Annotated in this window: 21 protein-coding genes and 1 tRNA gene; 13 read left to right on the forward strand and 9 right to left on the reverse strand. The window is 63.1% G+C overall.

Annotated elements, in window-relative coordinates; genetic code table 11:
• Position 1: 1 nt before the first annotated feature.
• Positions 2 to 922 (reverse strand): aspartate carbamoyltransferase, encoded by a 921-nt coding sequence (gene pyrB / locus ACLHZ1_RS05100; RefSeq protein WP_427261227.1) that lies wholly within the window; start codon positions 920 to 922, stop codon positions 2 to 4.
• 274 nt (positions 923 to 1196) lie between these two features.
• On the reverse strand, positions 1197 to 1739 hold the full coding sequence (locus ACLHZ1_RS05105) for a hypothetical protein (protein ID WP_427261228.1): 543 nt from the start codon (positions 1737 to 1739) through the stop codon (positions 1197 to 1199).
• Positions 1740 to 1940: 201 nt separating this feature from the next.
• Between ACLHZ1_RS05105 and ACLHZ1_RS05110 the strand changes: the two genes are divergently transcribed.
• Both ACLHZ1_RS05110 and ACLHZ1_RS05115 read left to right on the forward strand, forming a co-directional pair.
• Positions 1941 to 2017 (forward strand) — tRNA-Trp (locus ACLHZ1_RS05110).
• 617 nt (positions 2018 to 2634) lie between these two features.
• Positions 2635 to 4527, forward strand: a complete 1893-nt coding sequence (locus tag ACLHZ1_RS05115) for a methyl-accepting chemotaxis protein (protein WP_427261229.1) — start codon at positions 2635 to 2637, stop codon at positions 4525 to 4527.
• 66 nt (positions 4528 to 4593) lie between these two features.
• Here the strand turns inward: ACLHZ1_RS05115 and ACLHZ1_RS05120 are convergent, their stop codons facing one another.
• Complete coding sequence (locus tag ACLHZ1_RS05120) at positions 4594 to 5106, reverse strand: lipocalin family protein (protein WP_427261230.1); 513 nt, start codon at positions 5104 to 5106, stop codon at positions 4594 to 4596.
• Between the two features lies 1 nt (position 5107).
• Positions 5108 to 6031 (reverse strand): AraC family transcriptional regulator N-terminal domain-containing protein, encoded by a 924-nt coding sequence (locus tag ACLHZ1_RS05125; RefSeq protein WP_427261231.1) that lies wholly within the window; start codon positions 6029 to 6031, stop codon positions 5108 to 5110.
• Between the two features lie 118 nt (positions 6032 to 6149).
• Here ACLHZ1_RS05125 and yqhD point away from each other — a divergent pair, with 118 nt between their 5' ends.
• The 4 genes from yqhD (at position 6150) to ACLHZ1_RS05145 (ending at position 12402) form a co-directional block, all read left to right on the forward strand.
• A complete protein-coding gene (gene yqhD / locus ACLHZ1_RS05130; protein ID WP_427261232.1) occupies positions 6150 to 7310 on the forward strand; it encodes an alcohol dehydrogenase in 1161 nt (386 codons plus the stop codon).
• Between the two features lie 507 nt (positions 7311 to 7817).
• A complete protein-coding gene (locus ACLHZ1_RS05135) occupies positions 7818 to 9344 on the forward strand; it encodes a Re/Si-specific NAD(P)(+) transhydrogenase subunit alpha (RefSeq protein WP_427261233.1) in 1527 nt (508 codons plus the stop codon).
• Positions 9345 to 9355: 11 nt separating this feature from the next.
• Positions 9356 to 10840 (forward strand): Re/Si-specific NAD(P)(+) transhydrogenase subunit beta, encoded by a 1485-nt coding sequence (pntB, locus tag ACLHZ1_RS05140; RefSeq protein WP_041997926.1) that lies wholly within the window; start codon positions 9356 to 9358, stop codon positions 10838 to 10840.
• A gap of 263 nt (positions 10841 to 11103) precedes the next feature.
• Positions 11104 to 12402, forward strand: a complete 1299-nt coding sequence (locus ACLHZ1_RS05145; protein WP_427261272.1) for a serine dehydratase subunit alpha family protein — start codon at positions 11104 to 11106, stop codon at positions 12400 to 12402.
• A gap of 109 nt (positions 12403 to 12511) precedes the next feature.
• Here ACLHZ1_RS05145 and ACLHZ1_RS05150 read toward each other — a convergent pair whose 3' ends face one another.
• A complete protein-coding gene (locus ACLHZ1_RS05150; protein ID WP_427261234.1) occupies positions 12512 to 13267 on the reverse strand; it encodes an outer membrane protein assembly factor BamD in 756 nt (251 codons plus the stop codon).
• Positions 13268 to 13383: 116 nt separating this feature from the next.
• On the opposite strand from ACLHZ1_RS05150, the gene rluD reads away from it, so the two are divergent.
• The 3 genes from rluD to clpB all read left to right on the forward strand — a co-directional run bounded on the left by rluD (position 13384) and on the right by clpB (position 18098).
• Positions 13384 to 14364, forward strand: coding sequence for a 23S rRNA pseudouridine(1911/1915/1917) synthase RluD (rluD, locus tag ACLHZ1_RS05155; RefSeq protein WP_427261235.1), 981 nt, complete (start codon positions 13384 to 13386; stop codon positions 14362 to 14364).
• A 100-nt stretch (positions 14365 to 14464) separates the two neighbouring features.
• Complete coding sequence (gene pgeF, locus ACLHZ1_RS05160) at positions 14465 to 15214, forward strand: peptidoglycan editing factor PgeF (protein WP_427261236.1); 750 nt, start codon at positions 14465 to 14467, stop codon at positions 15212 to 15214.
• A 310-nt stretch (positions 15215 to 15524) separates the two neighbouring features.
• Entirely contained in the window at positions 15525 to 18098 is a 2574-nt protein-coding gene (gene clpB / locus ACLHZ1_RS05165; RefSeq protein ID WP_427261237.1) for an ATP-dependent chaperone ClpB, read from the forward strand.
• A gap of 481 nt (positions 18099 to 18579) precedes the next feature.
• Here the strand turns inward: clpB and asnA are convergent, their stop codons facing one another.
• Positions 18580 to 19572: an aspartate--ammonia ligase gene (gene asnA / locus ACLHZ1_RS05170; RefSeq protein ID WP_427261238.1), complete on the reverse strand. Its 993-nt coding sequence runs from the start codon at positions 19570 to 19572 to the stop codon at positions 18580 to 18582.
• 153 nt (positions 19573 to 19725) lie between these two features.
• Here asnA and asnC point away from each other — a divergent pair, with 153 nt between their 5' ends.
• Complete coding sequence (gene asnC / locus ACLHZ1_RS05175) at positions 19726 to 20187, forward strand: transcriptional regulator AsnC (protein WP_427261239.1); 462 nt, start codon at positions 19726 to 19728, stop codon at positions 20185 to 20187.
• A gap of 468 nt (positions 20188 to 20655) precedes the next feature.
• On the opposite strand, the gene ACLHZ1_RS05180 is transcribed toward asnC, so the two are convergent.
• Together ACLHZ1_RS05180 and ACLHZ1_RS05185 are read right to left on the reverse strand one after the other, a co-directional pair.
• Entirely contained in the window at positions 20656 to 21420 is a 765-nt protein-coding gene (locus tag ACLHZ1_RS05180; protein WP_427261240.1) for a substrate-binding periplasmic protein, read from the reverse strand.
• 90 nt (positions 21421 to 21510) lie between these two features.
• Positions 21511 to 21915, reverse strand: a complete 405-nt coding sequence (locus tag ACLHZ1_RS05185; RefSeq protein ID WP_427261241.1) for a CBS domain-containing protein — start codon at positions 21913 to 21915, stop codon at positions 21511 to 21513.
• Between the two features lie 177 nt (positions 21916 to 22092).
• Between ACLHZ1_RS05185 and ACLHZ1_RS05190 the strand changes: the two genes are divergently transcribed.
• A complete protein-coding gene (locus ACLHZ1_RS05190) occupies positions 22093 to 22797 on the forward strand; it encodes an SDR family oxidoreductase (RefSeq protein WP_427261242.1) in 705 nt (234 codons plus the stop codon).
• Here ACLHZ1_RS05190 and folK read toward each other — a convergent pair.
• A complete protein-coding gene (gene folK, locus ACLHZ1_RS05195) occupies positions 22723 to 23253 on the reverse strand; it encodes a 2-amino-4-hydroxy-6-hydroxymethyldihydropteridine diphosphokinase (protein WP_427261243.1) in 531 nt (176 codons plus the stop codon). The two genes, ACLHZ1_RS05190 and folK, sit on opposite strands and share 75 nt — an antisense overlap.
• A gap of 128 nt (positions 23254 to 23381) precedes the next feature.
• Between folK and ACLHZ1_RS05200 the strand changes: the two genes are divergently transcribed.
• A complete protein-coding gene (locus ACLHZ1_RS05200) occupies positions 23382 to 23474 on the forward strand; it encodes a YnhF family membrane protein (RefSeq protein ID WP_427261244.1) in 93 nt (30 codons plus the stop codon).
• A gap of 96 nt (positions 23475 to 23570) precedes the next feature.
• Positions 23571 to 24971 (forward strand): sensor histidine kinase, encoded by a 1401-nt coding sequence (locus ACLHZ1_RS05205; protein WP_427261245.1) that lies wholly within the window; start codon positions 23571 to 23573, stop codon positions 24969 to 24971.

The raw sequence follows: 24971 nt of genomic DNA on the forward strand, positions 1-24971 counted from the left end.
CTCAGACAGTTTCGTTCAGTACCAGTGCCAGCAGTGCCTGGCGTGCATAGACCCCGTTTTCCGCCTGCTGGAAGTAGTAGGCGTGGGGGGTCTTGTCGACGGCCACTTCGATCTCGTCGACCCTGGGCAGGGGATGCAGGATCTTCATGGTGGGCTTGGCCCCCTCCAGGGTCGCCAGCTCCAGCACGAACTTGGCGGCCATGTGCTTGTACTCGGTCTCGTCGAAGCGTTCCTTCTGCACCCGGGTCATGTAGAGGATGTCGAGCATGGGCATCACCTCCTCCATGGTCTCGTGGACGCTGAACTGGATGCCTTTTTCTTCCAGCTCCTCGCACAGGTAATCCGGCATCGCCAGCGCCTCGGGAGAGATGAAGAAGAAGCGGCAGTTGAACAGGCTCAGGGCCTGGGCCAGGGAGTGGACGGTGCGGCCGTATTTGAGGTCGCCGACGAAGGCGACGTTGAGGCCGTCCAGGCGCCCTTGCGTCTCATGGATGGAGAAGAGGTCGAGCAGAGTCTGTGTCGGGTGTTGGTTGGAGCCGTCACCGCCGTTGATGACCGGCACCCGGGAGAACTCGGAGGCGAGGCGGGCGGCCCCTTCCTTCGGGTGGCGCATCACCACGGCATCGGTGTAGGAGCTGATGATCTTGATGGAGTCGGCCAGGGTCTCACCCTTCTTGGCGCTGGTGTTGCCGCCGTCGGCGAAGCCGATGATGTTGCCCCCCAGGCGCTGCACCGCGGTCTCGAACGAGAGGCGGGTACGGGTGGAGGCCTCGAAGAAGCAGCTCGCGATCAGCTTGTCTTTCAACAGCAGGTTGTTGGGCTCGGCCTTGAGCCGCTGTGCGGTTTCGACCACCAGTTCCATCTCGGCGCGGGACAGGTCCGAGATGGAGATGACGTGTTTGTTATAGAGTGGATTGGTCATCGTCTGCATTCCCTTTGACATCAATGGAGGGTTTTCTGGCGCAAAAAAAAGCCCCTGAAACAGGGGCTCTTTTCAAAAAAAACGGGGGATCTGCGGGGCGGGAACCGGAAACAACGGGGCCGCTCTGGTGCGCTCCACCCGTCTGCAAGGCTGCTTTTTTCATCAAAAACGGCATCGTCCTGTCCCGACTTTTTTCAAAACCGCACCGATTATAGGGCTGGTTTTTGAATTGTCAAAAATTTATTTTTCTGGCACTTTAGCGGCAAAAAAACGTTTAACTGTTGTGAACGGGTCGACAAATCCAGATCTGGTGGCTGGGTTGCAGGGGCGCTCCTTCGGCGACCATGGCGCGCAGATAGGCCAGCCTGTGGTGTCCCTCCAGCAGGCAATAGGGTTGTGGCAGAGGTTGGCCGTCCGGATAACGGCCGCCAGGCTCGGGGGCGAGCACTATGATGGGTTCGGGCCAGCTGCCCCGGCTCAGCATGTCGGCGCCCAGCCAGGAGCGGCGCACATAGCGGTTGTGGCAAAACAGCTCCTGCCAGCGCGCTATCACCTCCATATGGCGGGAGCCTATCTGGCTCACGACGCGGGCCGTATCCCAGACCTGGCACTCGAAGCCGTGGCAGGCGAGATCGAGAAAACTCCAGTTGGACTCAAAGCCGCGCCAATGGCGGTAAATCCATTGGGCCAGCACATTCTCGGGAATGGCCGGCACCAGGGGGGCAACCCGGGCCAGATAGTCGGGCAGAGACTCTGTCTTGCGCTCATCCCTGAAGTTGAGCGGGGCCAACAGCTGCAATAGTCGATAGTTGAGCATATGCGTACCTCCCTGCTCACCCTCTACCCTAATCCCTATTCTGCGGCTTTCCTAGTTGGCTCCGGCTGCAAATACAGCCAGTTATCCTCGATAGGGTGGCAAAATCGACCTCGTTGTACAGCAATCGTGCAATCGCGCCACAATCCTGAAAAAAGCCTTTACCTTTGATCTCGGCTTTGTATAATTCGCCTCGTTTGTTGCAGGGGCGTAGTTCCAATTGGTAGAACAGCGGTCTCCAAAACCGATGGTTGGGGGTTCGAATCCCTCCGCCCCTGCCAGATTCAGAAAAGCCAGCTCATTGAGCTGGCTTTTCGCACTTCTGTGCTTAGCTGATTGTTCCCCTCGCATGACAGCCCAGGCGGGTGCCCTGGGCCTGAGCTCAGCCCCCTTGGTCATCGAGGGCCGCCGCCAGGGCCTGCTCGCCGATTGGCCCCTTGTCTGCATCGCCCGTCTCCCCTTGGGTGTCGCCCGAACCTGATACCCGTTGAGGGCGCCCTATACACCTGAGTGGGTGAGATGGAGCCACCCTTCAGCCATCGCCTTATCTTCCTTCTTCTGGGCAAATCGAATGGTGAGGTGGGCCACGATAGCCTGAGGCAATGGGGTCGATACCTTGCACAGCATTGACGATAGGACTCCGACTTGTCATCCCAGGCACCTTGGCTGGGGAGTGCCGAGCACTCGTCCGCCCCTGGTCACCATCACGATTGGGCGGTGGGGACGTCAGGGCGGTGAGAGATGGGGCGGGGGCGAGATTTTCGTGACTCACGGCAGATCCTGTTGCAGAGGATCAGGAAACTGAGGTGACTGACTAAAGTCCAGCGATGCCGTCGCCGATATCCTCTAGCAAGATGGGGGTGTTTCTGGCCTCCCGTCATCACAAGGATCCGTAGTCATGACACTCTCTTTGCGCGGCAAGTTGCTCGCGACCAGCCTGGGGGTAGTGCTGCTGATGGCAGCCCTGCTCGGCATCGTCGCCTTCCACACCCTCAAATCCCGCACCATGAGCGCCATCCAGAGCGAGGCGGTCAACTATGGCCATGCCCACTCGGTGGCCATCGGCAGCTGGATGACGGATCGCAAGCACGCGGTCGAGGCCCTGACCGCCGTCATCGCCGACAATCCCCAGGCGACCCTGGTGCCCCACCTGAAGCAGGCCTATACCTCGGGCGGCTTCGGTCTCACCTACTTTGGCTCCACCCAGGGGGTGATGACGCGCCAGGACCCTTCCCTCAACACCGGCGACTACGACCCTCGCGAGCGCCCCTGGTATCAGGACGCGGTCAAGGCGGGCAGGCTGATCGTCACCGCCCCCTACGTCAGCGTGACCATGCAAAAACTGGTGGTGACCCTGGCCGAGCCGGTGCGCCATCAGGGCGAGCTGGTGGGCGCCGTGGGGGCCAACCTGGCCCTCGACACGCTGATCGACGAGGTGCTGGCGATGAAGGTGCAGGGGGAGGGGTACGCCATGCTGCTCGACAGCAGCGGCCTCATCGTCGGCCACCCGAACAAGGATCTGGCCCTCAAGCCGGTGGCCGAGCTGGCGCCCGGGCTCTCTGCCGCCACCTTCCGCCAGTGGGGCGAGAGCAGCAACCAGCTCCATGGAGCCACCATAGACGGGCGCGAGGTACTGATGTCGGTGCAGGGGGTGCCCGGCACTGACTGGCTGCTGGCCATGGTAATGTACAAGGAGGTGCTGGAGGCACCCTTCGCCACCCTGCTGTGGCAGCTGGTGGGGCTGACCCTGGTGCTGCTGCTGGTGTTCAGCGCCCTGCTCATCGCCATGTTCAACTACCTGTTCGCGGATCTCGGCCGGGTCTCCAAGGCGCTGGCCGACATAGCCCATGGCGAGGGGGATCTCACGGTGCAGATAACGGCCAACAGCAAGGATGAGGTGGGGCTGCTGGCCCAGAACTTCAACCAGTTCGTGGCCCGGCTGCACGGCATCGTCAGCCGGTTGCGTGACGTCACCACCGAGCTGGCTGCCCAGTCGCGGGCCCAGGCGGCGGGGGCCCAGGCGCGCAGCCAGCGGGTGCGCCAGCAGCAGGACGAGATCGTCATGGTGGCGACCGCGGTGACCGAGATGGCCTCCGCCACCCAGGAGATAGCCGGCAACGCCGAGTTTGCCGCCACCACCTCCGGCGACGCGGTCAGGCTGGCGGTAGCCGGTCAGTCCCAGGTCGGCCAGAGCCAGCGCAGCATCACGGGTCTGGCGGACGAGGTGGCCGATGCCAGCCAGACCATCCATGAGCTGGATGGCCATGCCCAGAAGATCAGCGGCATCCTGGCCACCATCAGCGGCATCGCCGAGCAGACCAACCTGCTGGCCCTGAACGCCGCCATCGAGGCGGCCCGGGCCGGTGAGCAGGGCCGTGGTTTCGCCGTGGTGGCGGACGAGGTGAGGGTGCTGTCGCGCCGCACCCACGACTCCACCGCCGAGATCCAGCAGATGATAGAGGCGCTGCAGCAGACCACCCGCCGCGCCGTGGGGGGCATGGAGACCAGTCGTCAGCTGGCGGGCACCAGCGTGGAGGATGCGGAGGCCGCCAACCAGAGCCTGGCGCGGATCAATGAGGCCATCGGCTCCATCAGCGACATGGCGACCCAGATAGCGGCGGCGGCCGAGGAGCAGACCTCGGTCACCGGCGAGATCAGCCGCAACACAGAGAACATCCGCCACGTCTCCCAGGCATTGGCGGAGCAGGCGCGGGAAGAGGCCGCCCAGGCCGCGGAGCTCAAGTCTTTGACCGAGCGGCTGGAGCAGGAGGTGGGCCGCTTCCGGCTCTGATCATCCCGCCATTCCAGCAACGACAAGGGCAGCCCGCAGGCTGCCCTTGGTTATTTCACGACAGACTCAGGGAGCCTGCCTGACCCAGATAAGCTGGTCGGTGGCAAAGCCCAGCTCCCTGGCCTTGGCAATCAGCGCATCCACCTTCTCCCTTGGCGGCTGGGGGGAGCGGGCGAGGATCCACAGGTAGTCGTGGCTGTAGCTGGTCACCAGGGAGAGCTGGTAGTCGGGGTCCAGATCGATGACGTTGTAGCCGCCGTAGAAGGGGCCGAAGAAGCTCACCTTGAGCCGCCCCTCGTCCGGCTTGCCCACGAAGTAGGCCTTGCCCTCGGCCTCGCGCCAGACGCCCTGCTCGTCCTGCCCCCGGTTGATCACCCTGACACCGCCGTCATCCCGCAGGCTGTAGCTGGCGCTCACCCGCTCCAGCCCGCGCTCGAAGCTGTGGTCGAGGCGGGCGATTTCGTACCAGGTACCCAGGTAGCGGTCGAGCTGGAAGCCGGTGACGGGGCGGATGCCATCGGCGAGGCCGGTGCAGGCGGTGGCGAGCAGGGCCAGAACGAGCAGGATCGGTGTGCGCATGTCATCCCTCCACGATACGCAGTTGCCCGGAGCGAAAGCGCGCCGCGTGTTCGCTCGGGGTGTTGCCAAAGAAGCGTTTGTATTCGCGGCTGAACTGGGAGCCGCTCTCGTAGCCGACCTTGTCCGCCGCCACCCCGGCCTTGAGGCCGTCGTGCAGCATCATCAGCCGCGCCTTGTGCAGGCGCAGGGTCTTGATGTACTGCAGTGGGGAGGTGGCGGTGGCCGCCTTGAAGTGGTGGTGGAAGGCCGAGACGCTCATGTTCGCCTCCCGGGCCAGCTCCTCCACCGTCAGGTTCTCGGTAAAGCGCTGCTCCATGATACGCAGCACCCGGGCTATCTGGCTCACCTGGCTGTGACGGCTGGCCATGGCCAGCAGGGCGGGAGCGCCCCCTTCGTGCAGGGCGTGGAACAGGATCTCGCGCACTATCTGGGGCCCCAGCACCCGGGCGTGGAGCGGCTTGTCCATCACCTCGATGAGGCGCTCCACCGCGCACAGCATGGTTTCGGAGAGGGGCACGGAGACCACGCCGCGACCCGGCTCCGCCGGGGCGGGGGCGGCGTCCCCCATCTCCAGCAGCAGGGCCTGCAGCGCCGCCACGTCGATCTCCACCGAGAGTCCCACCAGGGGGGACTCGGGGGAGGCGAAGCACTCGCACTCGCAGGGCAGCGGCAGGGTCATCATCAGGTAGTGCTCGGGGTCGTAGCGGAAGGTGAAGTCCGAGAGATAACCCACCTTGTGCCCCTGCAGGATGATGATCATGCGCGGGCGGTAGAGCACAGGGATGCGGTCGTGGTGCTCGGTGGTGTAGATGAGGTGCACGCCGGGCACGGGGGCGGCGGTGATCCCCGGGTGTGGCGCCAGGGCGGCGAGCCGGCTGGCGAGGGCGGACTGCTGGGTCGCCGCGACGGGCTGATTTGTACTCATTTATCCAGGCTCAGTAGAAATAGGCAAGAAATCGGCAGAAAGTTCCCTTGATGGTAGGTGGTTATAAGAGAAAAATGCAACCCATACCTTACCGACTACGATCACCCCGGGAGATCCCATGAACAACTTCATCCTGCACACCCCCACCAAGGTGCTGTTCGGCAAGGGCCAGGTGGCCCAGCTGCGCGGCCAGATCCCGGCCGACGCCCGTGTCCTCATCACCTACGGTGGCGGCAGCGTGGTGCGCAGCGGCCTGCTGGCGCAGATCCGCAGCGAGCTGGCGGGCCTGACCCTGTTCGAGTTCGGCGGCATCGAGCCCAACCCGGCTTACGAGACCCTGATGGGCGCCGTCGAGCTGGCCCGCGCCGAGCGCATCGACTTCCTGCTCGCCGTGGGCGGCGGCTCAGTGCTGGACGGCACCAAGTTCATCGCCGCGGCCGCTCACTACGATCCGGCCAAAGACCCCTGGCACATCCTCGAGACCGTCGGGGGTGAGGTGGCCTCCGCCATTCCCCTGGGCAGCGTGCTGACCCTGCCGGCCACCGGCTCCGAGATGAACATGGGCGCGGTGATCACCCGCAAGAGCACGGGTGACAAGCAGCACTTCTTCTCCCCCTTGGTGATGCCGCGCTTCGCCGTGCTCGACCCCGTGCTCACCTACACCCTGCCCGCCCGTCAGGTGGCCAACGGCGTGGTGGATGCCTTCATCCACACCCTGGAGCAATACCTCACCTACCCGGTCAACGCCAAGGTGCAGGATCGCTTCGCCGAAGGGCTGCTGCTGACCCTGGCCGAGGAGGGCCCCAAGGCGCTGGTGGAGCCGGAAGACTACGACGTGCGCGCCAACATCATGTGGAGCGCCACCCTGGCGCTGAACGGCCTGATCGGTGCCGGTGTGCCCCAGGACTGGGCCACCCACATGCTGGGCCACGAGCTGACCGCCCTGCACGGCCTGGACCACGCCCAGACCCTGGCGGTGGTGCTGCCCGCCCTGCTGCAGGCCAAGCGTGAGCAGAAGCGCGCCAAGCTGCTGCAATACGCCGAGCGGGTCTGGGATCTGCGCAGCGGCAGCGAGGCGGAGCGCATCGACGGCGCGATCAAAGCCACCCGCGACTTCTTCGAGCGGATGGGGATCAAGACCCGGCTGCGGGATTACGTGGCGGACGCCAAGCTCGATACCTTGCTGGCCAAGCTCGAAGAGCACGGCATGACCGCCCTCGGCGAGCACGGCGACATCGACCTGGCCCAGAGCCGGCATATTTATGAGGCCGCCTGGTAAGAGGCGAGCGTGGATCCCCGGCTCTGCCAGGGGTTGAACCAGGGGACCCGAGCCCGCCCGATGGCGGGGGCTGGGTCCCTCTGTCGTTACAAAAAGGTTACTTTTTCCCCTTTCGGTTCATCAGATGCGCCAACGGCAGATTTCATAAGAACAAAAAGCGCTAAGATAGAGGGCCGGCAAAACATTTTTTTTGACTGGTTGGATCACTTTTTTCAGCGCTTTTTGCTGGTATTAAGCCTCTAATTTGGTACGTTTTTTTTAATCAGGGTCCAGGATGGGCCGAATTCTTTACCCGCCCGCCCGGGACCGTGGTTGTAATAAAACTCCAAAATTTGATACTAATCACCTTCGCACCTGAAAAGCGGGGGCCTGACCATGACAGGAGGTTGCGGGAGAGCCTGCTGATTTTCATAACAAAGAGTCCTTGGCCTGCAATTTGGCCGCGCCTTGTTTCGCCAGAAATGAGACACTAGGTCGCGATTAATTATTAACCATCAGGGAATAGTCATGCAGATTGGAATACCGAGAGAGAGTCTCGCCGGTGAGACCCGGGTCGCAGCGACCCCGGCCACCGTCGAGCAGCTGAAAAAGCTCGGCTTCGAGGTGGCTGTCGAGGCCGGCGCCGGCCAGCTGGCCAGCTTCGATGATGCCGCCTTCGAGGCGGCCGGTGCCAGCGTGGTGCCGAGCGTCTGGCAAGCCGACCTTGTCTTCAAGGTCAACGCCCCGACCGATGCCGAGATCGCCGAAATTAAGGATGGTGCCACCCTGGTGAGCTTCATCTGGCCCGCCCAGAATCCCGAGCTGGTCAAGAAGCTGTCCGCGCGCAACATCAATGTGATGGCGATGGACATGGTGCCGCGGATCTCCCGTGCCCAGTCCCTCGATGCCCTCTCCTCCATGGCCAACATCGGCGGCTATCGCGCCGTGGTCGAGGCCGCCCACCAGTTCGGTCGCTTCTTCACCGGCCAGATCACCGCCGCCGGTAAAGTCCCGCCCGCCAAGGTACTGGTGATCGGTGCCGGTGTGGCCGGTCTGGCCGCCATCGGGACCGCAGGTTCCCTCGGTGCCATCGTGCGTGCCTTCGACACCCGTCTGGAAGTAGCCGAGCAGATCGAGTCCATGGGTGGGGAATTCCTCAAGCTGGACTTCGGCGGCGAGGATGGTTCCTCCTCCGATGGTTACGCCAAGGTGATGAGCGAAGAGTTCATCGCGGCCGAGATGGCGCTGTTTGCCCAGCAGGCCAAGGAAGTGGACATCATCATCACCACCGCCCTGATCCCGGGCAAGCCGGCACCCAAGCTGATCACCAAGGAGATGGTGGACAGCATGAAGCCGGGCTCCGTCATCGTGGACATGGCGGCCCAGGCCGGCGGCAACTGCGAATACACGGTATCGGGTGAACTGCATGTCACCGACAACGGCGTCAAGGTGATCGGTTACACCGATCTGCCGGGTCGTCTGCCCGCCCAATCCTCCCAGCTCTATGGCACCAACCTGGTCAACCTGATGAAGCTGATGTGCAAGGAGAAGGACGGCCAGGTTGCCATCGACTTCGACGACGTGGTGCAGCGCAACATGACGGTGATCCAGGCCGGTGACGTGACCTTCCCGCCCCCCGCCATCGCCGTCTCCGCCGCGCCGCAGAAGCCTGCCGCCAAGGTCGAGGCCAAGAAGGCCGAAGAGAAGAAGCCCTCCAACAAGAAGTTCGTGTTCGGTGCCCTCGGCATCGCCGCCTTCGGTTGGGTGGCCGCGGTGGCACCTGCCGCCTTCCTCTCCCACTTCACCGTCTTCATCCTGGCCTGCGTGGTCGGTTACTACGTGGTGTGGAACGTCTCTCACGCCCTGCACACGCCGCTGATGTCGGTCACCAATGCCATCTCCGGCATCATCGTGGTCGGCGCTCTGCTGCAGATTGGTCAGGGTTCAACGCTCGTCACCGCGCTCTCGTTTGTCGCCGTGCTGATTGCCAGTATCAACATCTTCGGTGGCTTCACCGTCACTCAGCGCATGCTGAAGATGTTCCGTAAGGATTAAGGGGGTTTAACGTGTCTCAAGGACTGGTAACAGCATCCTATATCGTTGCCGCCGTGCTCTTCATCCTCAGTCTCGCGGGACTGTCGAAGCAAGAAACGGCCAAGCATGGCAACCTGTTCGGTATCGCGGGGATGGCCATCGCCCTCATCGCCACCGTACTCAACCCGGAAACCAGTGGCGTGCACTGGATAGTGCTGGCCATGGTCATCGGCGGCGCCATCGGCGTGCGTCTGGCGCTCAAGGTCGAGATGACAGAGATGCCCGAGCTGGTGGCCGTGCTGCACAGCTTCGTGGGCATGGCGGCGGTGCTGGTGGGCTTCAACAGCTTCATCGACCTGCACCCCTCCGCGCCCGCTGAAGTCGTCGTCTCCGTCGGCTCCAACCTGGATGCGACCCTGGCCGCGGCCCGGGCGGCGTTCGAGCAGGCGGCCCAGGCCGTACAGGCCGAGCACCTCTCCGGCGCCATGCTGAACATCCACCTGGTGGAAGTCTTCCTGGGCGTCTTCATCGGTGCCGTGACCTTCACCGGTTCAGTCGTGGCGTTCGGCAAGCTGCGCGGCCTCATCTCTTCCAAGCCGCTGATGCTGCCGCACCGCCACAAGCTGAACCTGCTGGCGGTGCTGGTCTCCCTGGCGCTGCTGGTCTACTTCGTCAACGTCGGTGGCTCCACCATGGCGCTGATCCTGATGACCCTGATCGCCTTCGCGTTCGGCTGGCATCTGGTCGCCTCCATCGGTGGCGCGGACATGCCGGTGGTGGTCTCCATGCTCAACTCCTACTCCGGTTGGGCGGCGGCGGCGGCGGGCTTCATGCTCTCCAACGACCTGCTGATCGTGGTGGGTGCCCTGGTGGGTTCCTCCGGTGCCATCCTGTCTTACATCATGTGCAAGGCGATGAACCGCTCCTTCATCTCCGTCATCGCCGGTGGCTTCGGCTCCGACGGTGTCGCCTCCACGGCGGATCAGGAGATGGGTGAATACCGCGAGACCAACGCCGAAGACGTGGCCGACATGCTCAAGAACGCCCACTCCGTCATCATCACCCCGGGTTACGGCATGGCGGTGGCGCAGGCCCAGTACCCGGTGGCCGAGATCACCCACAAGCTGCGCGAGCGCGGCGTCAAGGTGCGCTTCGGTATCCACCCGGTTGCCGGTCGTCTGCCGGGCCACATGAACGTGCTGCTGGCGGAAGCCAAGGTGCCGTACGACATCGTGCTGGAGATGGACGAGATCAACGAAGACTTCGGCGATACCGACGTGGTGCTGGTGATCGGTGCCAACGACACCGTCAACCCGGCTGCGATGGAAGATCCGGGCAGCCCCATCGCCGGCATGCCGGTGCTGGAAGTGTGGAAGGCGCAGAACGTCATCGGCTTCAAGCGCTCCATGAACACCGGCTACGCCGGTGTGCAGAACCCGCTGTTCTTCAAGGACAACACCCAGATGCTGTTTGGCGATGCCAAGGCCAGCGTCGAGGCGATCCTCAAGGCGCTCTGATCGCCTGTTTCGCAACGCATATCCAGGGGGGCTCAGGCCCCCCTTTTTCATCTCCGCACGCCCCCCGCAGCCCATGGTATCGCTCATCCTCCCGCCTCGGGCATCACCAGGTAGTCAGGTGACGCCGGCGTCGCCAGCCGGCCGTGGCAATCGCTCAAAAGTCGGGCATAATGCCTGCCATCCGCGCGGGACGACTCAACTAAATTTGAGATTTTCCGCAATAATAGATGTTTGATGAGATGCAACAGGGGCAGCGCCCGACCATGGAGCACACGCAGATGAAGTCACAATGGATCGAATTTATTGCCCTGCTCAAGCGCGAAGTGGTGCCTGCCCTGGGCTGCACCGAGCCCATGTCGGTGGCCCTGGCCGCCGCCAACTGCCGCAGGCTGCTGGGGCAGGATCCGACCCGCATCAGCGTCTGGGTCAGTGGCAACCTGTTCAAGAACGGCATGGGAGTCGGGGTGCCCGGCACCGGCATGATAGGCCTGCCGGTGGCGGCCGCAGTCGGCATCACGGGGGGCAACCCGGATGCGGGGCTGGAGGTGCTCAAGGGCCTCACCCCGGCGCAGGTGGACGCCGCCAAGGCGCTGCTGCCCCTCATCAAGGTGGATGTGAAGGACGTGCCCGATGTGCTCTACACCGAGGTGCTGGCCGAGGCCGATGGCCACAGCGCCCGGGTGGTGATCTGCACGGATCACACCCGCATCGTGTTGATGGAGCGCGATGGCGAGGTGCTGATGACGCAAGCCAGCGCGCCCGGGGTGCAGATCCAGCCAGCCAGGTCAGCCAGGCCGGCTTTGACCCTGAAGGAGATAGTCGAGTTTGCCCTCGAGGTACCGCTCGCCGAGATCGCCTTCATCGCTGAGGCGGCCACTATGAACCAGGCCCTGGCGGACGAAGGCTTGCAGGGCTATGGCCTGAGCATCGGCAAGATGCTGACCGATCAGGTGGAGCGCAAGCTGCTCTCCGACGATCTGATGACGCTCGCCATGCGCTTGTCGTCTGCCGCATCGGACGCGCGCATGGATGGCGCCATGCTGCCCGCCATGTCCAACTCGGGCTCGGGCAATCAGGGCATCGCCGCCACCATGCCGGTGGTGGCCGCCGCCCGCTTCCTCGGCTCCAGCGAGGAGCAGCTGACCCGGGCACTGGTGATGAGCCATCTGGTGGCCATCTACATCAAGATGTACCAGAACAAGCTCTCCGCCCTGTGCGCCGCCAGCACGGCCGCCATGGGGGCCGGCGCCGCCATCACCTGGCTGCTGGGGGGCAGGTTCGAGCAGATAAGTCACTGCATCAACAACATGATTGGGGATGTGTCCGGCATCATCTGCGACGGCGCCGGCAGCGCCTGCTCCATGAAGGTCTCCACCTCCACCTCGGCGGCGGTGAAGTCTTCCCTGATGGCGGTCAACAACCTGAGGGTGCCCCAGAGCGAGGGCATCGTCTCCGACGACGTGGATCAGACCATCGCCAATCTGGGGCAGCTCTCCAGGCAGGGCATGCTGGACACCGACATCGAGATCATCAACATCATGCGGGCCAAGCAGCGCAACTGAGCTCGGCGGCTGGAGCAGAGGGGCGGCAGAACGGCGCCGCCGCCCCAGCGTCAGGCAAAAAAAAACCGATGACCATGGTCATCGGTTTTTTGTCGGGAGTGCGGCGCCATCACCCCTTGGCGTGGCGGTTCTCCGGGTAGTTCTTGGCCAGCACCTCACGGGCATGCTGGGCCAGGGTCGGCATCTTGAGGGTCTCGTAAGACTCGATCATGATCTCGAGCGCCGCTTCGGTCTCGGGCGTGTCCGGGTAGGTCTCGACCACCTGCTTGGCCCGGTTGGCGGCGGCGATCAGGGCATCACGCTTCACGTAATACTGGGCGACGCTGAGATCGTAGCGGGCGAGACGGTTTTTCAGGCCAATCATGCGGGCGCGGGCATCGGCGGCATAGCTACTGTTGGGGTAGTTCTGCAGCAGTGTCTTGAAGTCCTGGAACGCCTGGCGAGCGTAGGAGGGATCCTTGTCATCCCGATCGATGCCGAAGAAGTCCTGGAAGAAGTTGTAATCCGCCGCCATGTTGGTCAGGCCGCGCATGTAGAAGACGTAATCGATGTTCTTGTGCGCCGGGTTGAGGCGGATGAAACGGTCGATATTGGCGGTCGCCTGGGCGGTGTCATCCTGCTTGTAGTAGGCATAGATGAGGTCGAGCTGCACCTGGTTGGAGTAAGCACCGAACGGGTATCTGGAGTCCAATGCTTCCAATAACTCGATGGCATTCACATAGTTGCCGGCATCCAGCTTGAGGCGTGCTTTCTGGTACAGGGTTTCCGGCGGTTCGTCGGGAACCTTGGGTTTGGTGCTGGAACAGCCAGTGATCAGGGTAGCGACCAAGGCGAGCGACATCAGCAGGTGAGACTTCTTTCCCATCAACAACATCCGGTCCATTTCCACGAAATTGGCAAAGTATCCGTTATGCTTGGCTAAAAGAAAAGCTAGAATACCCGGATTATTTCGAATTGAAACCCCCGCTCAAGAGACCATACATGAGCCAGCATATTGAATTAACAGGCGAATTCCAGGATCACCAATTCGGGCAGCGACTCGATCAGGCTCTGGCAGAAATATTTCCCGACTACTCCCGCACCCGGATCAAGGAGTGGATCCTGCAAGACAGAGTGACCCTGGATGGTCAGGTTGCCAACACACCAAGGGAGAAAGTCATCTCCGGGCAGCAGGTCCATGTGACGGTCGAGCTGGAAGATGACACCCGCTGGGATGCCCAGAACATAGCCCTCAACATCGTCTTCGAAGACGAACACATTCTGGTGATCGACAAGCCGGCCGGTCTGGTGGTGCACCCGGGGGCGGGCACGCCGGACGGTACCGTGCTCAACGCCTTGCTGCATCGCTACCCCGACATCGCCGAGGTTCCCCGTGCTGGCATAGTGCACCGTCTGGACAAGGACACCACGGGTCTCATGGTAATCGCCAAGACCATTCCCGCCCAGACCCACCTGGTGGAGGCGCTGCAGGCGCGCCAGATCACCCGTGAGTACGAGGCGGTCGCCATCGGCCACATGACCGCAGGGGGCACGGTTGACGCCCCCATCGGCCGTCACCCGACCCAGCGTACCCACATGGCCGTCATTCCCAACGGCCGTGATTCCGTGACCCACTATCGGGTGCACGAGAAGTTCCGCGGCCATACCCGGCTGCGGCTGCGGCTGGAAACCGGCCGAACTCACCAGATCCGGGTTCACATGGCGCACATCAAGCACCCGCTGGTCGGTGACCCCGTCTATGGTGGTCGCATGCGTCTGCTGCGTAACGCCACCCCGGAGCTGACCGCCGCGCTGCGAGGCTTCCATCGCCAGGCCCTGCACGCCACCATGCTGCAACTGGCACACCCCATCACGGGTGAGGTGATGCAGTGGCACTCCCCCACCCCTCAGGACATGGTGGACTTGATGGAGGCGATGCGCGCCGATACCCTGGCCAACCCGGATGATCTGATCTGGGGTTGAGGGTCCGCTTCGCGGCGATCCCGTGAGCATGGCGGCGGGGCACCCAGTGGGTGCCCCGCTTTTTATGGCAGCAGGCAGAGGCAGCATAAAGGAGTGACAGATGAAGACCATTCAACCGGACTGGCCCGCCCCGGCGCGGGTGCGAGCCCTCTCCACCACTCGGGACGGTGGCCTGAGCGAAGGGGCCTTCGCCGGCCTCAATCTGGGTGCCCATGTGGGGGACGAGCCGACGCGGGTCGCGGCCAACCGGACCCGATTGCAGCAGGCGGCGGGGATCCCGGCCCCTCTCAACTGGCTCAACCAGGTGCATGGCATCGCCGTGCATCGGCTCAGCAAGCGGTATGAGAGTGCCCCGGATGCCGATGCCGCCTGCGCCCACGAGGCCGGACTGGCCTGCATCGTCATGACAGCAGACTGCCTGCCTGTGCTGTTTTGCGACCGGGCCGGTACCGTGGTGGCGGCCGCCCATGCCGGTTGGCGCGGGCTGCTGGGCGATGAAGAGGGTGGCGTGCTGGAGGCGAGTATCGCCGCCATGGGCTGTGCGCCGGACCAGATCCTGGCCTGGCTCGGCCCCGCCATAGGCCCTGCTGCATTCGAGGTGGGGGGCGAGGTGCGCGATGCCTTCATGGCGGTGCAGGCCGAGTCGGCTGATGCCTTCGTGCCCTCGGCCAACGAGGGCAAGTGGCTGGCGGATATCTACCAGTTGGCCCGGCTGCGCCTGGCCCGCGCCGGCGTCACCGCCATCTATGGCGGCGAGTTCTGCACCTTCAGCGATAGTGATCGGTTCTACTCTTATCGCCGCGACGGCCAGACCGGCCGCATGGCATCGCTGATCTGGCTGGCAGAGTAGTTGTCTCTGGGGACTGCCTCCCGTGCAGAGCGCAGTTCTACTGCCCATGTCGTCGTGACGGCCAGACGGGGCGCATGGTTTCCCTCATCTGGTTGGCCCGCTAAGCACCAGTTAGGCATCCGAAAAGTAATACCCCGCACCTCTCATGACCAAATCCGCGCGAGAGGGGCGGGGATCCTGCCTTCTCCCCGCCTTGCAGAAAAAATAACCAGCCCCGCCCCTTGAAATAACCCGCACGGGCCTCATCTTCCTGATCAGAAAGTTCTGTTGTTTGCCGCACAAGCGGTGTCCGTTTTCAAGGGGGAGTGCAATGCGCCTCGATCGCCTGACCAGCAAATTCCAAGTTGCCATTTCCGATGCCCAGTCTCTCGCGCTGGGTCGTGACCACCAATTCATCGAACCCGTCCATCTGATGGCCGCCCTGCTCAATCAGGATGGCGGCTCCATCCGTCCGCTGCTGACCCTGACCGGGCTCGACATCAATGCCCTGCGCTCCCGTCTGGGGGAAGAGCTCGACCGCCTGCCCAAGGTGAGCGGTGTCGAAGGGGACGTGCAACTGTCCAGCGGCCTTGGTCGTCTACTCAACGTCTGCGACAAGCTGGCCCAGCAGCGCAAGGATCAGTTCATCTCGTCCGAGCTGTTCGTGCTGGCGGCCCTCGACGAGAAGGGCAACCTGGGGGAGCTGCTGCGCGCCCAGGGCCTGACCAAGGAAAAACTCGAAGCGGCCATCGACAAGGTCCGTGGTGGCAAGAAGATCGATGATGCCAACGCCGAGGAGAACCGCCAGGCGCTGGAGAAGTACACCATAGATCTCACCGAGCGGGCCGAACTCGGCAAGCTCGATCCGGTGATCGGGCGGGATGAAGAGATCCGCCGCACCATCCAGGTGCTGCAGCGCCGTACCAAGAACAACCCCGTGCTGATCGGTGCCCCCGGCGTCGGCAAGACTGCCATCGTCGAGGGGCTGGCCCAGCGCATCATCAACGGCGAGGTGCCGGAAGGGCTCAAGAACAAGCGGGTGTTGTCCCTCGACATGGGGGCCCTGGTGGCCGGTGCCAAATATCGCGGCGAGTTCGAGGAGCGGCTCAAGGCGGTGCTGAGCGATCTCGCCAAGGAGGAGGGCAGCGTCATCCTCTTCGTGGACGAGCTGCACACCATGGTCGGCGCCGGCAAGGGCGAGGGTGCCATGGACGCGGGCAATATGCTCAAACCGGCCCTGGCGCGCGGTGAGCTGCACTGCGTCGGTGCCACCACGCTCGATGAGTACAGGCAGTACGTGGAGAAAGACGCCGCCCTCGAGCGCCGTTTCCAGAAGGTGCTGGTGGAGGAGCCCTCGGTGGAGGACACCATCGCCATACTGCGCGGCTTGAAGGAGCGCTATGAGCTGCACCACCATGTGCAGATCACAGACCCCGCCATAGTCGCGGCGGCCCAGCTCTCCCACCGCTACATCGCGGATCGCCAGCTGCCTGACAAGGCCATCGACCTTATCGACGAGGCGGCGGCCAGCATACGGCTGCAGATCGACTCCAAGCCCGAATCCCTGGACCGGCTGGAGCGGCGCATCATCCAGCTGAAGCTGGAGCAGCAGGCGCTGATGAAGGAGGACGACGACGCCAGCCGCAAGCGCCTCGATCTGCTCAACCATGAGCTGACCGAGAAGGAGCGGGAATACAACGAGCTGGAAGAGGTGTGGAAGGCCGAGAAGGCCGCCCTTGCCGGTACCCAGCACATCAAGGCTGCGCTGGAGCAGGCCCGTCAGGATCTCGAGGTGGCGCGCCGCGCAGGCGACTTGGCCCGCATGTCCGAGCTGCAATATGGCCGCATTCCCGAGCTGGAGAAACAGCTCGACCTCGCCACCCAGGCGGAGATGCAGGAGACCAGCCTGCTGCGCAACCGTGTCACCGACGTGGAGATCGCAGACGTCTTGGCGCGCTGGACCGGCATTCCGGTCGCCCGCATGCTGGAAGGGGAACGGGACAAGCTGCTGCGGATGGAGGATCAGCTGCACAGCCGGGTGATCGGCCAGGAAGAGGCGGTGGACGCCGTCTCCAACGCCATCCGCCGCTCCCGGGCCGGGCTGTCCGATCCGAACCGCCCCATCGGCTCCTTCCTGTTCCTCGGCCCGACCGGGGTGGGCAAGACAGAGCTGTGCAAGGCGCTGGCGGAGTTCCTGTTCGATACCCAGGACGCCATGGTGCGCATCGACATGTCCGAGTTCATGGAGAAGCACAGCGTGGCCCGGCTGGTGGGGGCGCCTCCGGGATACGTGGGCTACGAGGAGGGGGGTTATCTGACCGAGGCGGTACGCCGTCGCCCCTACTCGGTGATCCTGCTGGACGAGGTGGAGAAGGCGCACCCGGATGTGTTCAACATCCTGCTGCAGGTGCTGGACGACGGTCGCCTGACCGATGGTCAGGGTCGCACCGTCGATTTTCGCAATACCGTGGTGATCATGACCTCCAACCTCGGCTCGGATCTCATCCAGGAGCACTACGCGGAGAAGGACTATGAGGAGATGAAGGCCCTGTTGATGGAGCTGCTGACCCGCAGCTTCCGCCCGGAGTTCATCAACCGGATCGACGAGACTGTGGTGTTCCACCCCCTCGGCGAGGATCACATCAAGTCCATCGCCCGCATCCAGCTGGGGAGCCTGATGGGCCGCCTGGAGTCCCAGGGCTTCGAGGTGGAGGTGAGCGAGGAGCTGCTGACCAAGCTGGTCCACGCCGGTTTCGATCCCGTCTACGGGGCGCGGCCCCTCAAGCGGGCAATCCAGCAGAAGGTGGAGAACCCGCTGGCCCAGGCCCTGCTCAGCGGCCGGGTCATCCCCGGCAAGAAGTTGCTGCTGGGGGCCGACAGCAACGGGCTGACCATGACCCAGTGATGGATCTCCCCTGCGTGTCCACAACGCCAGCCTTCGGGCTGGCGTTGTCATGTCTGGTGGCGGTAAGGCAAAAAAAAACGGCAATCCTAAGATTGCCGGGAGGAATGTATTCAATGCGACCTTGCGTGGGTTGAGCGGGTCGCAGGGGCAAGCCCCGGTTTCGCAAAGGGCCATCCAGGATGACCACTCTGCTTACAGCCTGTGCGGACTGCGCTCTTTCAGTCCGCACCGCCACACACCTGTCAGGGCTGACCCGCGAGCCAGACCGATGAAATCAACTCGTTTACAGCATGCCTGGAATGGTGGCTTTCATCTCGGCCGACCAGACACGTGTGTCTGCTGCCCGATGTGCTCCTTTGTGAGAAGGCTCACTGCGTTGACCGGCTTAGAGCATGCCCGGAGGAATAGCGGCTTTCATCTCGGCCGGCCAGACACCGACCTGTGCCTGTTTGTCGATATGCTCCTTTACGAGAAAGCCGACTTACAACATGCCCGGGATGGCAGCCTTCATCTCGGATGGCCAGACACCTACTTGTACCTGACCGATATGTTCTTTTTGCAGCAGCAGCATGGCCAGACGGGATTGGCCTATGCCGCCGCCTATGGTTTGCGGCATCCGCTCCGCCAGCAGATCCTGGTGCCAGTCGTATTGCAGGCGATCCTCGTCTCCCGTGATGGCGAGCTGGCGGCGCAGGGCCTCGGCGTCCACCCGGATCCCCATGGAGGAGATCTCGAAGCTGTCTTCCAGCACAGGGTTCCACACCAGGATGTCGCCGTTCAGACCCGCCAGACCCAGTTCGCTCTCGCTGCTCCAGTCGTCGTAGTCCGGGGCGCGCACGTCGTGGCGTTCGCCGTGGGACAGCGCACCGCCGATGCCGATGAGGAAGACGGCCCCCAGCTCCTTGGCGATGGCCCGCTCGCGCCCCTTGGCGTCGAGGCTCGGGTAACGGCTCAGCAGCTCTTCGCTGTGCAGGAACTGGATCTCCGCCGGCAGGAAGGGGGTCAGCTCGTGTTCGGCGCAGACCGCGCGCTCGGTAGCCTTGATGGCGGCCCAGATGCCGCGCACCGTCTCCTGCAGATAGGCGAGATCCCGGCGCTCGCCCGGCATCACCTTCTCCCAGTCCCACTGATCCACGTAGACGGAGTGGATGGGGGTGAGCCTGTCTTCATCCGGGCGCAGCGCCTTCATGTGGGTGTAGATGCCTTCACCCGGGCCGAAGCCGAAGCGGCCCAGGGTCTGGCGCTTCCACTTGGCCAGCGAATGCACCACTTCGTAGCTGTGCTCGGGCAGGGTCTTCACCTTGACCTGCACCGCATGCTCGTGGCCGGAGAGGTTGTCCTGGGTGCCGTCGCCGACCCGGCTCAGAATGGGGGCTTGTACCTCCATCAGGCCGAGTTGCTGGGCGAGTTGGCGGGAGAAGATCTCTTTGACCAAGCTGATCTGCTGCTGGCTGCGAATGTAGTGCTGTTTCATGCTGAATACCTGTTGCGAACCGGTTGAATGCGGTGATTCTTCAACAGATGGCACACAAAATTCAATATTCGATAATAGAAATAGGCTTTGCCTGTTTTTTTCTACAAAATAACCCGGTCATTAATGAGATATCCTCAACGGGAGTGTAAAAAAGTGCCAGAAAATTATCGGATCGATAATCTCGATCAGGCCATCCTCAGCGCCCTGATGGAGAATGCGCGGATCCCGTATGCCGAGCTGGCCAAGCAGCTGGCGGTCAGCCCGGGCACCATCCATGTGCGGGTGGAGAAGATGAAGCAGGCGGGGATCATCGAGGGGACCAGGGTGCAGGTGAATGCCAAGCGGCTGGGGTATGACGTCTGCTGCTTTATCGGCATCAACCTCAAGAGTGCCAAGGATTACCCCTCGGCCCTGGCCAGACTGCAGGCGCTGGACGAGGTGGTGGAGGCCTACTACACCACGGGCAATTACAGCATCTTCATCAAGGTGATGACCCGCTCCATCGACGAGTTGCAGACGGTGCTGATCCACAAGATCCAGACCATAGACGAGATCCAGTCCACCGAAACCCTGATCTCGCTGCAAAACCCCATCCTGCGGGACGTGAAGCCCTGAGGGGCAGCGCATGGGGGGTTGTGCGAGATCCAGGCCTCATGCGAGACGTTGATCTCGCTGCAAAACCCCATCCTGCGGGACGTGAAGCCCTGAGGGGGCAGCGCATGGAGGGGTGTGCGAGATCCAGGCCTCATGCGAGACGTTGATCTCGCTGCAAAACCTGACATTGAGAGACGTGAAGCCCTGAGGGGGCAGCGCATGGAGGGGTGTGCGAGGTCCAGACCTCATGCGAGACGTTGATCTCGCTGCAAAACCTGACATTGAGAGACGTGAAGCCCTGAGGGGGCAGCGCATGGAGGGGTGTGCGAGGTCCAGACCTCATACCGAAACCCTGATCTCGCTGCAAAATCCCATCCTGCGAGATGTGAGGCCCTGAGTGTCGAGCAAGATCCCTCTCCCCTGTGAAACCCTGAGTCGGGCATAAGGGACGCGCTGGATGCTGGAAACGCCGTATCGGGATCGCTGGGCTCAGGGCTCGATATAGGGGATGCCGTACTTGTCGTAGATGGCCTTGAGGCGACCGTCATGCTTCATGTGCAGCAGCTCGGCATCGTAGGCCGCCATCAGGGCCGGGGTGTCGGCATCGGCCCTGGCCTTGCACCAGACATGGTAGTAGGGGCTGCTCTTGAGGGGTTTGGGCAGGTAATCGACCCGATCGCTCAGCCCCTCTTCACGGATCTGGCCGAAGGCGGTGACCAGGGACATGGGCACCAGGTCGATGCGCCCGGCCACCAGCTTGCGCAGTTGCAGCTGGTTGAGGGGGATCTCCTGAAACTGGTAGCCGGGGGCATGCAGCATGGCGCTGAGCTCGGGGGTGTAGGCGTAATCCCGGGTGAGGCCGATACGCCAGGGTTTGAGATCCTCGATGGACTGATACTGGATGCGCGCCATGTCTGCCTTGCGAACGAAGAAGTGCCAGCTGTGGCGGATGTGAGACTGCTTCGGATAGAGGAGGTAGGCTTCCCGTCCGGGCTGGAAGGAGTGGCTCATCAGCAGATCGTAGCGCCCCGTCCTGGCATTGCGGGTGAGGCGGGCGCTCGAATCGGTCAGGATGATCTCGATGGGCATCCCCATGGCGGTGAAGATCTCGGTGAGCAGCTCGACGTCCATGCCGGTCGGGCGCTGCTTGGCGTCGAGGTACTTGAGCGGTGGCTCCAGCATGCCGCCAATCACCAGCGTTTTGGCGCCGAGGGCGCAGGGCAGCAGCAGCCATAACAGGAACAAGATCCGCAATCAGCTTCTCCAAAAGCCACGGGGGCGGCGCCTTGGCCGCGGTGGTAGAGATCATATCGACCATCCCTGGTCGATGCTTGAGTCCCGAACTCAGGTCTGCTGGCACCCCTTGAGCTGCTGATTGAGCACCTGCATCACCTGGCGGCGGCTGATGATGCCGATCACCTTGCCCTGCTCGACCACGGGGTAGATGCGAGGCTTGGCCCCCGTCATCTGGCGGGCCAGATCCAGGATGCTCTCGTCGGGGCCGATGGAGAGGGGGGTCTTGCTCATCATGTCCTGCACCTGGGTGCGGGTATCGCAGTGGTAGCTGCCGGTCAGCAGGCTGGGGATGCAGTCCTGCTCGGAGAGAAAGCCAACCAGCTGATGCTGGTCATTGAGCACGGGCAGACCACTCAGGCCGGAGGCGTACAGGCTGTCGAGGGCGGCGGCCAGCCCCTGCTGGGGGCTGAGGGAGTGGCTCAGGCGGCTCATGTGATCGCGTACTTGTAACATATTGATTGCTCCACGGTTCTGGTTGCCTGCACTATGAGACAGCCGCTTCGCTGGCACCAATGGGTGGTGCCGCAGGGATTGATAGACAATATCATTGGCGATGGAGTGAAGATGCGATCGGCCGGGCAATTTTGTGACAAATGGCACCAGTCGGCTCAGGGATGGTGAGGAGGGGTTATGCGTGCCTTGGTGACGGGAGCGGGTCGACGACTCGGGTTTTATCTGTGCGAGCAGCTGGTGGCGGCGGGTTGGCAGGTGACGGGGCAGTATCGCTCCGAGCGCCCGGAGCTGGCGCGGCTGAGGGCGCTCGGGGTCGAGCTTATCCAGGCCGACTTCACCCGGCCCGGGGAGGTGGCCGCCCTGGCCCATGCCACGGCGCGCCATGAGGATCTGGGGCTCATCATCCACAACGCCTCGGCATTCGAGCCCCTGGCCGAGGATCCCGCCGAGCAGCTGGCCCAGTTCGATCGCTTCTACCGGGTGCACATGGCGGCCCCCTTCCAGCTCAACCAGGTGCTGGCCCCCAGGCTGGCGAGCAATGTCAACGCCAGCATCATCCAGATCACCGACATCTACATTCACGGCCCTGCCCCTCGCTTTGCCAACTATGTGGCGACCAAGGCGGGGGCTCACTCCCTGGCCATGAGTCTGGCGCGTCAGCTGGCCCCGGCGGTGCGGGTCAACACCATAGAGCCCGGCCCCATACTGTTTCTCGACGAGCACGATGAGGCCTGGCGCCAGCAGGTGCTGGCCAGGACGCCGCTGGCGCGGGAGGGGGGGCTAGAGCCTATCTGGCAGGCGGTGCAGCTACTGCTGGGCAATCACTACATGACGGGGGCGAGCATCAAGGTGGACGGTGGCCGCTCCCTGGCCATCATCTGATCCCTGACTGAGGTAGACCGGGGCCTGGCCTATGGTCACCCCGCAGGGGCTCAGCACCACTTTCTGGACGTTGGCAGGCTGCTCGCCATAGAGCTCGGCCAGCAGATCCTGGAGGTAGGCATCGACCTCGGCGGCGTGAAAGTCGTCGTCGTCGCCCATGGCCAGGATGTCGATGTCGAGCGGCCTGTCGTGCACCTTGCACAGGGGATCGCCGCGATTGCGGCCATGGGCCTGCTCCATGGCTATGAACTCCGCCTTGAGGCTCTGGGGGGCGCTCTCGCTCTCGATCACGAACAGACAGTTGAGAAAGTCGTGGCGCGACTGCATGCCCACCGGCTTGGTCTTGATCACCGAGCTCAGCTGTAGACGCCGAAAACGCGCCAGCAGTTCGCCGAGCGCACGATCGACATGCCGTTCGGGTTCGAGGTTGGATCCTATGCTACACAGATAGAACATGGCGCTATCCCTTGCGTTGAGGCTCATCTGAAAATGGTTATCTGGCTCACGTTAATTACCTTAACTATGCATTAACATCAATCCGATATGTTGTGATCGGACTCTGATTGAGCAACTCAGGAGGGGTTATGAGTGCAGAAATGAAGTGGGCTGTGGTGACGGCGACGGGGGCCCTCGCCCTGGTGTTCATCATCAGTGCCGTCTCCGTATTTTCTGCCTAGTCAGGCAGCTGTGATTCAACCGGCCCCTGGGCCGGTTTTGTTTTTTGTGCGACTGCGGATATGCTTGCCACCCCAATGATGAGCTGAGAGTGCAAGATGACAAGGGTAAGACCGCGCTCACTGTTACAAGTGGTCCTGATGGGCTTCGCGCTGGTGCTGATGCCGCTCGGCGGCATGATCTGGCACGACACTCGCGCCCTCGAACACCTGAGTCAGCTCACCAGTGACGAGATGGAGCGGGCGGTGCGCGACACGCGGCGGGCGACCCTGCTCACCAGTCTGGCGGTGGATCTGGAACGCACCCTGCGCCGTTACGCCGTGCTCGGGGACAATCGCATCCTCGCCAGCTATCAGCAGCAGCTCGGCCACTATCGCGGCCTGCTCAAGGAGCACCAGGCTTCCATCCCCAATGCCCCCGTCTACGGCCAGCTGGACGAGCTGATCGGCTGGCTCGATGGCCTGCAGGATCTGGCTCGGGCCAAGGCCGAGTCGACCAGTTTGCGCTTCGAGGATCTCAGCGAGGCGAACATGCAGCTGGAGGTGGCGACCCGCAGCCAGGTGGATGAGCATGTGCTCAGGGTGCGGCTCGCCATCGATGCGCTCATGAAGGAGATCTGGTGGGTCAGCGGCCTGGTCGCCGTGCTCAGCCTGCTGTTGATCCTGCTGTTCACTTACCTGATCATCCACCCGGTGCGCCAGATTGAGTCGCGAATCCTCAGCCTGGGCGCCGGAATAGAGCCGGACAAGAAACCGGTCGATGGCCCGGCCGAGCTGGTGGTGCTGGGGGAGCGGATCGGCTGGCTGCACGACAAGTTGAAGGAGCTGGAGCAGCAGAAGTATCAGTTTTTGCGCCATGTCTCCCATGAGCTGAAGACGCCGCTGGCGGTGCTGCGGGAGGGCGCGGATCTGCTCTGCGAGCAGCTGGTGGGGCCCCTCACCCCGGATCAGCAGGAGATCTGCCAGATGCTGGAACAGAACAGCCGCCGTCTGCAGACCCTGATCGAGCGACTGCTCGACTTCAACCGCCTGAGCCAGCAGGAGGCGTTCGAGCGGGTGCCGGTGGCGCTGACGCCGCTGCTCGAGTCCCTGTGCGCCGAATACCGGCTGGCGCTCGAATCCAAGGGGAGCAGGGTGCAGCTGCCTGAGCGGGAGCTGACTCTGCTGACCGACCCTTACCGGATGCGGCTCATCATCGACAACCTCTTCACCAACGCGGTCAGCTATGGCGCCCGGGGTGGCCAGATCTGGATCCGCTGGGGCCAGGATGGGCAGCAAAGCTGGCTGGAGGTGGCCAATGAGGGCCCCACCATCCCCCAGGATGAACGTGAACGTATCTTCGAACCCTTCGAGCAGGGCAGTATCGCTCGTGAGGGCGTATTGAAAGGGTCTGGCATGGGGCTCTCCATTGCCCGTGAGTCGGCCATCAGCCTCGGCGGCGAGCTGAGTCTGGTGGACGATGGCCAGGCCGCCGTCTGTTTCCGGTTGACGCTGAAGTGA

This window comes from Aeromonas sobria, from assembly GCF_050266975.1.
Classification (GTDB): Bacteria; Pseudomonadota; Gammaproteobacteria; order Enterobacterales; family Aeromonadaceae; genus Aeromonas; species Aeromonas sobria_B.